This window comes from Comamonas sp. FUJ_7, assembly GCF_057369555.1.
In genome coordinates this window covers 226,721-238,999 of sequence record NZ_JBXXZI010000008.1, presented here as the reverse complement: position 1 = coordinate 238,999, position 12,279 = coordinate 226,721, and the positions used below count along the sequence as shown (strand labels likewise).

The 12,279-nt window shown below is 57.7% G+C and carries 10 protein-coding genes; 1 reads left to right on the top strand and 9 read right to left on the bottom strand.

From position 1 onward, the window contains the following. Positions 1-156: 156 nt before the first annotated feature. From gshB to AC2I9W_RS13760, 7 genes are all read right to left on the bottom strand, one after another. A complete protein-coding gene (gene gshB / locus AC2I9W_RS13790) occupies positions 157-1,104 on the bottom strand; it encodes a glutathione synthase (protein ID WP_486410509.1) in 948 nt (315 codons plus the stop codon). Positions 1,105-1,177: 73 nt separating this feature from the next. After that, positions 1,178-2,356: a benzoate/H(+) symporter BenE family transporter gene (locus AC2I9W_RS13785; protein ID WP_486410508.1), complete on the bottom strand. Its 1,179-nt coding sequence runs from the start codon at positions 2,354-2,356 to the stop codon at positions 1,178-1,180. Positions 2,357-2,494: 138 nt separating this feature from the next. Then, positions 2,495-4,363 (bottom strand): potassium transporter Kup, encoded by a 1,869-nt coding sequence (locus tag AC2I9W_RS13780; RefSeq protein WP_486410507.1) that lies wholly within the window; start codon positions 4,361-4,363, stop codon positions 2,495-2,497. A gap of 79 nt (positions 4,364-4,442) precedes the next feature. Next, positions 4,443-5,738, bottom strand: coding sequence for a glutamate--cysteine ligase (gene gshA, locus AC2I9W_RS13775; protein WP_486410506.1), 1,296 nt, complete (start codon positions 5,736-5,738; stop codon positions 4,443-4,445). A gap of 78 nt (positions 5,739-5,816) precedes the next feature. After that, complete coding sequence (locus AC2I9W_RS13770; protein ID WP_486410505.1) at positions 5,817-7,283, bottom strand: TrkH family potassium uptake protein; 1,467 nt, start codon at positions 7,281-7,283, stop codon at positions 5,817-5,819. A 9-nt stretch (positions 7,284-7,292) separates the two neighbouring features. Further along, positions 7,293-8,753 carry a Trk system potassium transporter TrkA gene (trkA, locus tag AC2I9W_RS13765; protein ID WP_486410504.1) on the bottom strand — a complete coding sequence of 487 codons (1,461 nt, stop codon included), beginning with the start codon at positions 8,751-8,753 and terminating at the stop codon, positions 7,293-7,295. An 82-nt stretch (positions 8,754-8,835) separates the two neighbouring features. Further along, the gene (locus tag AC2I9W_RS13760) at positions 8,836-10,116 is read right to left on the bottom strand and encodes a glutamate-5-semialdehyde dehydrogenase (RefSeq protein WP_486410503.1); all 1,281 of its coding nucleotides are present in this window, start codon (positions 10,114-10,116) and stop codon (positions 8,836-8,838) included. Between the two features lie 106 nt (positions 10,117-10,222). Between AC2I9W_RS13760 and AC2I9W_RS13755 the strand changes: the two genes are divergently transcribed. Further along, positions 10,223-10,531: a hypothetical protein gene (locus AC2I9W_RS13755; RefSeq protein WP_486410502.1), complete on the top strand. Its 309-nt coding sequence runs from the start codon at positions 10,223-10,225 to the stop codon at positions 10,529-10,531. Positions 10,532-10,546: 15 nt separating this feature from the next. On the opposite strand, the gene holA is transcribed toward AC2I9W_RS13755, so the two are convergent. Beyond that, entirely contained in the window at positions 10,547-11,599 is a 1,053-nt protein-coding gene (gene holA / locus AC2I9W_RS13750; protein ID WP_486410501.1) for a DNA polymerase III subunit delta, read from the bottom strand. Positions 11,600-11,660: 61 nt separating this feature from the next. After that, the gene (locus AC2I9W_RS13745) at positions 11,661-12,173 is read right to left on the bottom strand and encodes an LPS assembly lipoprotein LptE (RefSeq protein WP_158393983.1); all 513 of its coding nucleotides are present in this window, start codon (positions 12,171-12,173) and stop codon (positions 11,661-11,663) included. Positions 12,174-12,279 lie beyond the last annotated feature (106 nt).

The following is a 12,279-nucleotide window of genomic DNA, read 5'->3' as shown; positions in this document are numbered from 1 at the left end:
CAACTTAAATTTTTTAAAGTTTTGAGCGAATGTTTTTGTGTTTCGCTCAGTGCAGCCCCGCATTGTACACAGATTTCTCAGCACTTCACAACATCCACGCAGACATTGAAAGAAAGACCCGGCAGGCAAGCCTACCGGGGTCTTTGTTTCTTTCGCTCAGGCGCGGGCAGCCTGCTCGAGCGCATCTACAAACAAGGCAGCTACGTTGCAGCCTGTTTGATCAAAAATTTCCTGGAAGCATGTGGGACTGGTCACATTGATCTCCGTGACATTGTGACCAATGACATCCAGGCCGATCAGCAGTAGTCCACGCTGCACCAGTCGCTCGCCAATAAATTCAGCAATTGCCTTGTCTTGTTCCGCCAGAGGCTGAGCCACCCCTTTACCTCCCGCCGCCAAGTTGCCGCGCACTTCATTACCCTGAGGGATGCGAGCTAGACAAAAGGGCACAGGTTTGCCTCCGATGATTAGCACCCGCTTGTCGCCATGAACAATGTCAGGCAAAAACTTTTGCCCCATGACGCTGGTAGCGCCCCCCTGGTTCAGGGTTTCAATGATGCTACCCAGATTGCGCCCATCTTCGCCAACCCGGAAGATGCCCATGCCTCCCATTCCGTCCAGAGGCTTGAGGATGATGTCCTTGTGCTCTGCATGAAAAGCACGAACGTCTTGCGCATTGCGGGTCACCAAAGTGGGGGAGATGAACTGCGCAAACTCCATGATGGCAAGCTTTTCTGGGTGCTCGCGCAGGGCACTGGGCTTGTTGAAGACTTTGGCACCTTCTCGCTCCGCCTGACTGAGCATGTGCGTGGCATAGAAGAACTCAGAATCAAACGGCGGATCCTTGCGCATCACGATGGCATCAAAGTCTGCCAGTGCCATCACCTTGCTCTCGGTTTGCGCAAACCAGTCTTCTTTCTGACCTGTCAGCGTAATAAAGCGCACCTGCGCCTGCACCTTGCCGCCGCTTTGCCACGCAATATCTTTGGGTTCACAAGCCACAATCTGATGACCACGGCTTTGGGCCTCTCGCATCATGGCAAAGGTGGTGTCCTTGTAGATAGCAAAAGATTCCAGCGGATCGGCGACAAACAGTATTTGCATGGTGATAACTCTATCTAGATATATGCGCATCATGCCCAGCCGGGCATAACACCACAATGCAGCGGCTCATGCTCTAGGCACTCTTGCTGCGAAAGCTTTGGATCAGCAGGGCCAGGCTGCCTGCCACTACACCCCAGAATGCTGAGCCCACGCCTGCCATGACGACGCCGCTGAGCGTGACCAGAAAAGTGATGAGAGCCGCCTCCCGGTGCTTTTCTTCCTTGAAGGCCGTGGCCATGCCGCCGCCTATGGAGCCCAGCAAGGCCAGACCAGCAATGCAAGCCACCAACTCCCTGGGGAAGGCTGTCAGCAGCCCTGTGACAACAGCGCCAAAGATACCTATCAATATATATAGCAGCCCGCACACTACTGCAGCCGTGTAGCGCTTGTTTCTGTCCTCATGCGCTTCCTCCCCCATACAAATCGCCGCCGTAATGGCACTGAGGTTGAGGGCATAGCCGCCAAATGGAGCCAGCAGCAGCGTAGCCAGCCCTGTCGTGCTGATGACTTTGGAGACTGGAATCGGGTAGCCCGTGGCGCGGATCACCGCTACGCCTGGCAGATTCTGCGATGCCATGGTCACGACAAACAAAGGCAGTGCCAGACTGATAAGCGCCTGCAGCGAAAATTCCGGTGCCGTATAGACCGGCATGGCCAGCCCCCCTTGTACGGCCGACCATTGCATCTGAGCGCTGAGCGCTGCCCAGGCTGTGCCGGCCAGCAAGGTGATGATGACCGCATAGCGCGCTGCCATGCGGCGTGACAGCAGATAGGCCAGCAACATGACTAACACCAGAGGCAGATTGGTCTCGGCCGCCGAAAACGCCTGCATGCCAAACTTGGCAAGTACACCCGCCAGCAGGGCAGAGGCAATTTCCATGGGAATGCGGTTCATGATGCGTTCGAACCATCCTGTCACCCCCACCAGAATGATGAGGGCCGCACTGACAATGAATGCACCGATGGCCTCCCCCATGGAAAAGCCTCCTGCCAGCCCCGCCGTGGCCAGCACGGCCGCCCCCGGCGTGGACCACGCCACCATGACCGGCATGCGCAGAATCAGCGAAGGCACCAGCGAGCACAAACCCATGCCCAGGCCCAGCGCCCAGATCCAGGAGGTGATTTGCTCAGGCGTGGCATGAAACGCCTGAGCCGCCTGAAACACCAAAGCTACCGAGCTGGTGAAACCCACCAAAACAGCGACAAAACCCGCAGCCACAGCGGCAGGACTCAAGTCTTTGAAGAAGCGCATTCGTGCATTCTGGCATCACGCCAGCCAGAAATGAGGCAGCCAGCATGCCCTAAGATGGTGAGCGCCAGAGTCTCTTCTAATTTCATAGCTACCAGCGCTTACCCACAAAGCGCTAGAGGCATATTTGACTCAAAGTATTTACAGTTCTATCTTGGAGCCCAGCTCCACCACCGAGTTGCTAGGCAGGTGCAGAAAATCTGCCACCCGGCTGGCATTCCTGTGCATCTGCGCAAACAGCTTTTCGCGCCAGTGCGCCATGGAGTTGTTCATACGCGGAATGACTACGTCGCGCGACAAGAAGTAGCTGGTGGACATGGCATCCAGCAAGCAGCCCTGAGAGCGCAGCTGTGCAAGTGCTGCCGGCACATCGGGTTCATTCTTGAAGCCGTAGTGAATGATGACCTCCCAGCAGTCATGGCCCAGTGACTGCGCTTGCAGCCGCTTGTCCATACCGACCCACGGCACCTCATGGTTGCGCACGGTCACAAAAATATTGCGTTCATGCAGCACCTTGTTGTGCTTGAGGTTGTGCAGCAGCGCATGCGGCACCGCACCCGGCTCACCCGAGAGGAAAACCGCCGTTCCAGGAACGCGCATGGGCGGGTGACGCCAGGTAGATTCAAGAAATTGGCGCAGGTCCAGCGCATCCGCCTGTAGCTTCTGGTGCAGCAGCTCGCGCCCACGGCGCCAGGTCATCATCAACGTAAAGACCGTGCCACCAATCAACAACGGGAACCAACCGCCTTCGAACAACTTGAGCAGATTGGAGGCAAAGAAAGCCAGATCAATCGCGAAGAAGAAGCCGGTTGCCAGCAAGCACAGGGCCAGAGGGTAATTCCAGCGATAGCGAATCACAAAAAAGGTCAGCATGGTGGTGATCAGCATGTCCAGCGTCACCGCAATACCGTAAGCTGCCGCCAGATTGCCGCTGCTTCTGAAAAGCAGCACGGCCAGCGCAATTGCAACAAACAGCCCCCAGTTGACCAGCGGCATATAAATCTGCCCCGTCTCTTTCACACTGGTATGGCGAACCTCCAGGCGAGGGAAGTAGCCCAGCTGTATAACCTGACGTGTCACACTGAAAGCTCCGGTGATCAAGGCCTGCGACGCAATCACCGTTGCCATGGTGGCCATGATGACCAGCGGCAGTAGCGCCCAGCCCGGAGCCATCATGAAAAAGGGGTTCTTGACGGCCTCGGGATTAGCCAGCAGCAAAGCTCCCTGTCCAAAGTAATTCAGAGTCAAGGCCGGCATGGCTATCGTGAACCACGCCAGGCGAATGGGCTTTTTGCCAAAGTGCCCAAGGTCGGCATACAGTGCCTCAGCCCCGGTCACACAAAGAACCACCGCCCCCAGAATGATGAAACTGGTGCCGGGATTCTTCCAGATGAACATCACGGCATAGTGCGGACTCAATCCCGCCAGGATTTCGGGGTGGCCCACGATCTGCCTCACCCCCAACAAGGCAATGCAGGCAAACCATGCCACGGTGATCGGCCCAAAAAACTTGCCTATGCCTGCCGTACCGCGCTTTTGCACAAAGAACAGCAGAAACAAAATCACCAGCGTCAACGGAATCACGGCCTTGGTGAAGTGGGGCGAGATGACCTCCAATCCCTCCACCGCCGAGAGCACCGAAATCGCCGGAGTGATCACACCATCGCCATAAAACAGCGAAGTGCCGAACATGCCCACCAGAAACAAGGTGCTAGACAGGCGCGGCTTGTCTTTGACTGTCTGGGATGCCAAGGCCAGCATGGCCACCAATCCACCCTCGCCGTTGTTATCGGCACGCAATACCAGCGTTACATATTTGAGTGAGACGATGACCGTGAGCGTCCAGAACAACACCGACAGCACGCCATAGACATTAGCCGGGGTGAAGGGCACATGACCTGAGCCGAAGACCTCTTTGACCGAGTACAAAACACTGGTGCCTATGTCTCCATAGACAACACCGATCGCGCCCAAGGTCAGGGCACCTAGCGAGGATTTCGAGTTTTGCACAGGTCAGGAAGCGACTCGTAAGGCAGTCACCAAGTTATGAAAGTGTCGGCATTGTGCGCCGCCCCCGGCCTAGGCCGTATCAGTCGTAAATTTCCGCGTCAGGATTAGTGGCTTCCAGCTCATAGCTAGCTGCAAGCATGGCCAGGCGTGCTATCACGCCATACATGTAGAAGCGGTTGGGAGCACTGGCACCTGGGCGGGCGCCGGCCTGAGGCAGGTGGTTGCTTTGCTGGAATGCCAGGGGCACATAGCCTGCACCGGGGGTGTTGAGGTTTTCATCCTCACCGCGCTCGGGGTGCATGCGGTAAAAGCCACCCACCACATAGCGATCCATCATGTAGACCACAGGCTCTGCGACCGCGTTGTGCATACGCTCATAAGTCAGAACGCCTTCCTGCACGATGACATCATGCACGGTCTGACCGTCCTTGATGACGCCCATCTTGTTACGACTCTTGCGCGGCAGCGCGCCCAGCTCCTTGGCATCACGCACCGTCATCACGCCCATGCCATAAGTGCCGTTGTCGGCCTTGACCACAGCAAACGGCTTCTCCTTGATGCCGTACTCCTTGTACTTGCGGCGCACCTTGGCCAGGATCACGTCCACCTGCTCAGCCAGGGCCTCCATGCCCGTGCCTTCAGCAAAGTCGATGTTTTCCACATGCCCGAACAAGGGGTTGATCAGCCAAGGGTCTATGCCCAGCAGCTTGCCGAAACGTTTTCCAACTTCTTCGTAGCTCTGGAAGTGACGGCTCTTGCGGCGCACATTCCACCCTGCATGCAGCGGCGGCAGCAGATATTGCTCGTACAACTCCTCAATGATCCCGGGAACTCCGGTGGAGAGATCGTTGTTCAGCAAGATAGTGCAAGGATCGAAGTCTTTGAGTCCCAGACGTCGCTTGGACCGAATCACAGGCTCTAGCTTGATCTCGTCACCCAGTGGCAACGTGATGGACAGCGTCTTCTTGATCTCCGGGCTGATCGAGCCAATGCGCACATTCAAGCCCGCCATTGTAAAGATGCGCTTGAGTTGCAGAACACTGGCCAGATAGTGGGTGTTGCGCGTGTGGTTCTCAGGGATGATGAGCAGGTTGCGCGCTTCCGGACAGATCTTTTCAATCGCTGCCATTGCGGCCTGTACGGCCAGCGGAAGCATTTCATCGGTCAGATTGTTCCAGCCACCTGGAAACAAATTTGTGTCCACCGGTGCCAGCTTGAAACCCGCATTACGAATATCCACCGAGCAATAGAACGGCGGCGTGTGCTCCATCCACTCCAGACGAAACCAACGCTCGATGGCAGGCATTGAGTCAAGAATGCGCTGCTCAAGTTCGTTAATGGGGCCGGTCAAAGCCGTGACAAGATGTGGAACCATAAATACCCTCAGGAAACGATGGTGGGGGGCAATTGTAGAGATTGGAGCATGAGATAGGTGTTTTCCCTAGTCTTTGTCTCAACGACGCCAGAATGCCGGTGACAGCAACGCCATGAAACTAAGTATCTCTAGCCGCCCCAACAACATGCCCAGAGTACACACCCATACTTGGAAGTCCGTCAACACCGTGTAGTTAGATGCGGGACCGACAGCACCCAAACCCGGTCCCATGCAGTGCACACTGGCGAGCACAGCAGAGAAGGCGGTCAGAGGGTCCAGGTCAGTCAACAAAAGCACCATACTCAACACAATGACGGTGGCGCCATAGACCAGCATGTAGGCCAGCACCGAAAAAATCATCCTGTTATCCACCACCGCATCGCCCAGTCGGACAGGCTGCACGGCACGCGGATGCACCAGGCGCGTCATTTCCCGCCTGGCCTGCTTGACCAGAATCAGCATGCGAACCATCTTGATGCCGCCGCCCGTGGAGCCTGCGCTGGTCGCCACGCCAGACAAAAGCAGAAGCAGCACAGGAATGAAGACCGGCCAGGATAGGTAGTCCGTAGTCGAAAAACCAGTGGTAGTGGCGACCGATACAGTATGGAACATGCCATTGCGCAATGCATCCAGCGGTCCATACACACCTTTGACCCAGAGCAGGAATGCAACCAGCAACCCCGACCCGACAAGAGCCGCAATCGTGGCCCGCATTTCAGGGTCACGCATAAAGCTGTCGAGACGACCTTTTCGCATGGCCACAAAGTACAGCGCAAAGTTACAGCTAGCCAAGAGCATGAACAACAGTGCGGCTGCCTCCAGCAGCGGGGAGTCGAAATAGGCAAAGCTGGCGTCATGAGAAGACAGCCCGCCCAGGCTCACCGTTGAAAACATGTGTATCAGCGCATCCAGCGGCTGCATGCCGCAAACCCAGAATGCAAAAAAACACCCAATGGAGAACAGCGCATAGACACCCCAGAGACCTTTGGCCGTCTCCGTAATGCGCGGAGTCAGCTTGGTGTCCTTGACCGGGCCAGCAGCTTCAGCTCTGAAAAGCTGAGCACCACCAACACCCAGCAGCGGCAACACAGCGACGGCCAGAATCAGAATCCCCATCCCCCCCATCCACTGCATGAAGGTACGCCAGACATTGATGGAAACGGGCAACTGGTCCAGCCCGCTGAGCACCGTGGCGCCGGTGGTCGTCAGGCCTGAGACGGCTTCGAAATAAGCATGGGTAAAGCTGATAGAGATGCCCACATGGTTCAGCCCCATCATCAACGGCACCATGGCACATAGTGGCAGCACGACCCAGACCAAGGTGACAAGAATCACGCCATGACGCGGCTGCAGGTCTTGCTTATAACGGTGCAGCCCGCCCCACAAGAGCAGGCCCACGCCCACCGTCAGGCCTATGGCCCAGGGGTAGGTACGCCAAATACCATCTTGCGTAAACCATGAAATGCCAAAAGGCAGCAGCATGGCTCCGGCAAACATCACCATCAGCATGCCCAGCACGCGCAGGACAGGAAGCAAGTCTTTCATGAACCCAGCTCAGAAAAAGGTTGCGCTGACACGGAACAGGTTTTCCACATTGCGTACCAGCCGCTTGTTGGGCAGAAAGAACACGACATGGTCACCCGATTCGATCACGGTATTGCTGCGCGGAATGATGACCTCGGTTTCCAAATCAGCCTTCGCGACCTCTTCGCAAGTTTTGCCTTCAGGGATGCCGCGCACGATAAGGCCGATGTGAACATCCTCGGGCAAGCGTAGCTCCTCAACCTTGCGCCCCACCACACGGGAGCTTTTCCGGTCACCACGCGCCACGATCTCCAGCGCCTCGGCCACACCGCGACGCAGGCTGTGCACGGCTTGCACGTCGCCGCGGCGCACATAGGCCAGAAACTCGCCCAGCATGGCCTGCGCAGGGGAAAGCGCAATGTCGATCTGCGTGCCGTGCATCAAGTCTGCATAAGCGCGACGGTTGATCAGCGATAGCACGCGACGGGCGCCCATACGCTTGGCCAGCAGACTGGACATGATGTTGTCCTCATCATCGTCGGTCAACGCCAGGAACAGGTCGACCTCCTCGATGCCCTCTTCCTCCAGCACCCCTTCGTCCGTGGCATCGCCCTCCAGCACCAGCACCTCTGCGGGCAGTTCGGAAGAGAGTCGCAGGCATTGCTGTTCGTTGTGTTCGATGATCTTGACGTGAAAGCGCCCAGGCGTCTGGGCCAGCTTTTTGGCCAGGCGCAAGCTGACCTGACCACCGCCCACAATCATGATGCGGTACACTGGGCGCGATGGACGCCCCTCAGGTAAGTTGATGGCCTTGAGAGCCTCGGACACATGCTCGGTCGCGGCCAGCATGAACACTTCGTCACCAGGCTCAATACGCGTGTTGCCATCGCAGCGCACAAAACGGTCAGGCTCATCCATGAAGCGGCGATAAATCGCCACGATGCGCATGGCCAGCTCGGGCATGCTCTCACGCACTTGTGCGATCTGCAGGCCCACCGCTGGCGCACCAGCTCGTGCGCGCACCGAGGCAAGAGCGGCTCGCCCTCCCGCAAAGGCCCGCACCTGCATGGCTTCGGGGTATTGGATGAGCTTGCGAATGTAGTTGGTAACGGATTCCTCGGGGCAGATGATGCGATCGACAGCAAAACCTTCCTTGCCCAGCAGAGGATCGTCCACGGCGAAGCTGGAGGAGCGCACCCGGGCAATCCGGGTCGGAATGTCGAAAACAGTTTGCGCAATCTTGCAGCAGACCAGATTCGTCTCATCCATGGACGCGCAGGCAATCAGCAGATCCGTATCTTTGGCACCGGCTTCTGCCAGCACCTGCGGATCAATGCCGTTGCCGACCACTCCTCGCAAATCAAAGCGTGACTCCAGCTCGCGCAGAGCGCGCGCATCGGTATCAATGACCGTGATTCCGTTTTGCTCGGACACCAGGCTTTCGGCCACACTTTGACCTACACGCCCGGCACCCAGAATAATGATTTTCATGGTGTTATGGAAAGGGATCCAAGCTGCAGCATCAATTCAAAACCAAGAACTGCGGCCTGCGCAGCCTCTCGGCTGGCGGATTTCAGGAACGGACTTCGCCGTCACCCAGAACCACGTATTTCAGCGAGGTCAAACCCTCGATACCCACAGGCCCACGCGCATGGAACTTGTCAGTGCTGATGCCGATCTCGGCCCCCAGTCCGTACTCAAAGCCATCGGCAAAGCGCGTGCTGGCGTTGACCATGACGCTGGACGAATCCACCTCGCGCAGAAACTTCTGCGCATGCTGATGGTTGGTCGTCAGGATGGACTCTGTGTGATGACTGGAGTATTTGTTGATATGGGCAATGGCTTCATCGACGCCATCCACCAGCTTCACGCTGATAACGGGACCCAGGTACTCTTCGAACCAGTCCTGCTCCACCGCCTGGGCCAGTTTGGCATCCTTGACCGATTGCAAAATCGCCAGAGCCTCTGCATCGCAGCGCATTTCCACCCCCTTTGCGGCATAAACAGCGCCGATCAGAGGAAGAAAATCGGCCGCCACAGCGCGCGCCACCAGCAGGCTCTCGCTGGCATTGCAAGGGCTGTATTTGTGGGTCTTGGCGTTATCCGCGACCTTCACGGCCATGGCAATGTCGCAAGGGTCATCCACATAAGTGTGGCAATTGCCGTCTAGGTGCTTGATGACGGGCACCTTGGCCTCACGGCTGATGCGCTCGATCAGGCCCTTGCCGCCACGGGGGATGATGACGTCCACATAGTCGGGCATGGCAATCAGCTGGCCCACAGCCTCGCGGTCCGTCGTTTCCACCAGCTTGACGCCGTCTTCAGGCAGACCAGCTTCTGCCAGCGCCTGAGCGACCAGCTTGGCCAGCGCCTTGTTGGAGTCAATCGCCTCAGAGCCGCCGCGCAAGATGCAGGCATTGCCGCTCTTGATCGACAGGCTGGCCGCTTCAATCGTCACATTGGGGCGGCTTTCATAAATCATGCCGAACACACCCAGAGGCACACGCATCTGACCCACGCGGATACCGCTGGGCATTTGCTTGAGGCCGCTGATCTCGCCAATCACATCGGGCATGGCCGCCAGTTGCTCACAGCCCTCGGCACAGGTCTCCAGCACCTTGGGCGTCAAACGCAGGCGATCGACCATGGGGGCGGCCAAGCCGTTGGCAACGGCACGCTCCAGATCGCGGGCATTGTCGACCTGCAGCGGCTCGACATTCTCGCGAAGCAGACGGGCCAGTGCCTTGAGTGCTTTGTTTTTAGTAGCTGCAGACGCACGAGCCATCAGCGCAGAGGCAGCTTTTGCCTGTACACCAAGATTGTGCATGTATTCGACGGTATTGAGCGCGTTCATGGGGTGATTTTCGCCGAGATACGCAACTTGCGCAGACAAGTCCGACCAAGAGGGGTTTATGGCGCTGGTGCCACCTACACTGGAGCCCTGAAACGCAAGGAGACCCATGACTACAAATACAACACCGGCTGTGCTGGAGGCCACATGTCAGCTGCAGCAACTGCGCAGTGGTTTTGAGCAACTGGCGCAGTCGCAGGTCAGCGCCTCTAATCTGAGCCTGCAAGCCCGTGCAGCCAGCGCCTTGCTGCAGGCATTGCCTGAGCGCTACGGCGAGGTGCTGCTGAACCTGCTGGACCGGCTCGAGTCCAGTGCCTTGTTTACCGAGGAAAGCTGCTCTTTCAGCCAGAAAGATCTTATGGACAACCTGCAGACCTGGGCGGACAAGGCACAAATACAGCTGGAGAAGGTGCGCTGAGCCGTACACACCGCTTCAGGCGGTGTTTCCTGATGTTGCCAGTTGCATGGCCAGTTGCCGCAAAGCCTGCCAGCCATCACGAGGCCAGCCATCGCTGGGCAAGCCTTTGACGATGCCGTCTACCGCATGTGCCGCCTGCAGCAGCTCGGCTGCGCGCGCATCGCTGACACGCGGCAGCAGCCGCTCCATCAGGCGCTCTTTCGGTCCCCAGATGCGATTTTCACGCAATGCCATGGGCAAAGGCTTGCCAGCAGCCATCGCATCTTTCACACGTTTGATGTTGCGAATATCCTCGGCCAGGGCCCAGTGCACCAGCACTTCAGCCTCGCCCTCGGCCTGCAGACCGTCGAGCATGCGCATGGTGCGAGCCACCTGCCCAGACAGCACTGCCTCCGACAGCTTGAACACGTCATAGCGCGCCACATTGAGCACGGCTTGCTCGACCTGCTCAAAGCTCAGCTCCCCCTCGGGGTGCAACAGCGCCAGTTTTTGAATTTCCTGGTGCGCAGCCAGCAGGTTGCCTTCCACCCGGTCGGCAAAAAACTGCAGCGTGCGCTGGCCTTCCTCGCCCGCCGCCACGCGCTGGTTCTGCAGCGCCAGACGCTGGGCAATCCAGTGCGGCAATGCGCCGCGCTCTATGGGGTCGATCTGTATGGAGATTCCCTGGGCTTCCAGAGCACTAAACCAGGCACCAGTCTTGGTGGCTTTGTCCAGGCGCGGCAGGCTGATCAGCATCAACGTGCTGTCATTGCCCTGGGCGCTTTGCGCCAGTTGCTGCAAGGCTGTGCTCCCATCCTTGCCGGGCTTGCCACTGGGAATGCGGATTTCCAGAATCTGCTTGTCCGCAAACAGGCTCAAGCTGCCACCCGCCGCCAGCACGCCGCTCCAGTCAAAGTGCGCGCCCATGACGGTGTAGCTGCTGCGGTCGGTATAGCTCTGGGCACGCGCCGCCGCGCGAATAGCATCGGCAGCTTCCTGCTGCTGCAAAGGCTCATCACCATGCAGCACATAGAGCGAACGCAAGCCCTTGGTCAGATGAGAGGAAAGCTGGTTCAGCGCAAGCTGCATGAGTCTTTAGGCATCAAATATGCCGCAAACGCTTATCCATAAAGCGCAAGCAGCTATCAAATCAGGATATTTCCAGTGTTTTCACGGCACCCAAACGGCGAATGATCTGCTGGACGATGTCATTGCGCATGTCCTTGTTCAGCATTTCTTCTTCCGAGGCCTTGGACAAGGCCTGGGTTTCGTTATAGGTCACGTTGCGCGTCTGACGAATTTCCGTGGGCTCGATGATTTCATCTCCACCCGGCGTACGCAGTGAAAAGCGCACCGTCAGTCGCAAGTCGATTTCACGCACCTGCCCGGCCACATTGGAGCCAATGATGATGCGCTCAGCCCGCTCGCTGATGACTTGGCAGATCACCTCTGCAGTATCAGGCGATGCAGGATCCTTGACCACCGTGAGCTTGTCGCTGGCAGATTCCAGATTGCGGCGCAGCAAAGTACCGACGGGCGAGCCACGCCCAGCCTGAACATAAATGGAGCCAAACACGAAATTGGGTGCGCCGCGCAGGCGAAAACCACAAGCCCCGAGCAGAGGCGTCAAGGCCATGGCGGCCAGCAGCGTACGTTTTTGCATCAACGGTCCTTCAATTCAACGCCCGCGTGCCCCATGAATAGCAGCGGGTTCACAGCGTATGGCATCGCCCTTTTTGCCAGAAATACCGAGCAAGGGCCGCCCCCGC

Excerpts from the sequence above, each read along its gene's own strand:
- AC2I9W_RS13770 (WP_486410505.1), bottom strand. The coding sequence starts at position 7,283 with ATGAAAGACTTGCTTCCTGTCCTGCGCGTGCTGGGCATGCTGATGGTG.
- AC2I9W_RS13755 (WP_486410502.1), top strand. The coding sequence starts at position 10,223 with ATGACTACAAATACAACACCGGCTGTGCTGGAGGCCACATGTCAGCTG.
- gshB (WP_486410509.1), bottom strand. The coding sequence starts at position 1,104 with ATGCAAATACTGTTTGTCGCCGATCCGCTGGAATCTTTTGCTATCTAC.
- trkA (WP_486410504.1), bottom strand. The coding sequence starts at position 8,753 with ATGAAAATCATTATTCTGGGTGCCGGGCGTGTAGGTCAAAGTGTGGCC.
- AC2I9W_RS13785 (WP_486410508.1), bottom strand. The coding sequence starts at position 2,356 with ATGCGCTTCTTCAAAGACTTGAGTCCTGCCGCTGTGGCTGCGGGTTTT.
- gshA (WP_486410506.1), bottom strand. The coding sequence starts at position 5,738 with ATGGTTCCACATCTTGTCACGGCTTTGACCGGCCCCATTAACGAACTT.
- AC2I9W_RS13760 (WP_486410503.1), bottom strand. The coding sequence starts at position 10,116 with ATGAACGCGCTCAATACCGTCGAATACATGCACAATCTTGGTGTACAG.
- holA (WP_486410501.1), bottom strand. The coding sequence starts at position 11,599 with ATGCAGCTTGCGCTGAACCAGCTTTCCTCTCATCTGACCAAGGGCTTG.
- AC2I9W_RS13745 (WP_158393983.1), bottom strand. The coding sequence starts at position 12,173 with ATGCAAAAACGTACGCTGCTGGCCGCCATGGCCTTGACGCCTCTGCTC.